Source organism: Haloferax profundi (genome assembly GCF_001469865.1).
In the GTDB taxonomy this organism is placed as follows: Archaea; Halobacteriota; Halobacteria; order Halobacteriales; family Haloferacaceae; genus Haloferax; species Haloferax profundi.
This window is the reverse complement of the sequence record NZ_LOPV01000076.1, coordinates 1-1,107: the sequence shown is the minus strand read 5'-3', so window position 1 is coordinate 1,107 and position 1,107 is coordinate 1. Positions and strand designations below refer to the sequence as shown.

The following is a 1,107-nucleotide window of genomic DNA, read 5'->3' as shown; positions in this document are numbered from 1 at the left end:
TTCACCCACTCAGACTCGAATGCGTCCTTAGACTCGTAGACGTGTGTTTCCCCACGGCCATACACGAGATACTTGTCAACAGCGGGGTCGTAGCTGTACGTTGCTGGCACGCGTTCTTTCGTAATTGACGACCGCTCGGAAACTCGGAGATACTCTGTCCCAGATCCATCGCGGAGAACAATCGACTCATCCTCCAAGGCCCATACAGTGCGTTTCGAGTCATCACTACCGTTCACAGGTCGAACTGCGGTAACACCGCCTTGTTCGGTCGCTCCGCCGTTGAACATGAGCGGCGAATCGTAGGTGTAGAACCACGTTTCACCGTCTGCTAATTCTCGAATTGGTGATGAAAGGATATTCTCGACTCGTTCTGCCCAGTACGTCTCTGTGTCACCAGGACGGACAACAAATACTGGGAATGAACCCCCTTCTTGCGCTTTTCGGAGGTTTGTGAGCACCTTTGCGGGCTTTCCAGGTGTCGACGTCTCAACCTCAATTGCGAACGCCTCCTCTAACTCGGGATGAGTCGCTCGTGCGTCAGGCTTCTCGCTTCCGTCCTGCGACAATATCGAGACGGTGAAGCCGAGTTTGGAGAGTTCTTCTTCGACCTCCAAGAGTGCTGCATCGTGGTCGTCTCCACCAGCGGATCGGACGTCACCAGTATCCGGTGTCGAAGCTTCTTCACCCGCGTCACTCAGTCGGATAATTACTTCGTCAGCGTCGATATCGACGGTCGTTTCGAGTAACCGTGAACGCTGTCGAATACTCGCTAACTCGTCGTACGATGGTGCGTCGGCCTCGACCTCGTCGAACAAGCGACAAAGTTCGTCGTCAACTGCTTCGATCGCAACCCACCCATTCTCTTCACGAACATCGTTTTGGAGTTGGAGACTCCGAACAACCTTCGCGAGAACAACGTCTAACTCAACACCAGTGACACTGAGAACTTCTTGGAGATCTTCGGGTGTCTGTGAACTCGGAATCGACTCGTTGGAGACGCCAAATTTGCTCTCAGCTCGTTCATGCATCGCTGAAAGCGTCTCTTTGAATTGCAATTCTTCTCGCTCAGTGAGTGGGTAGTCGCTTTCTGGATGACCCGCTGGGATT

1 pseudogene is annotated in these 1,107 nt (G+C 53.1%); it reads right to left on the bottom strand.

The annotated features are described in order from the left end of the window. A pseudogene (locus AUR66_RS22500) lies at positions 1 to 1,055 on the bottom strand (conjugal transfer protein); the annotation flags it as partial. Positions 1,056 to 1,107 lie beyond the last annotated feature (52 nt).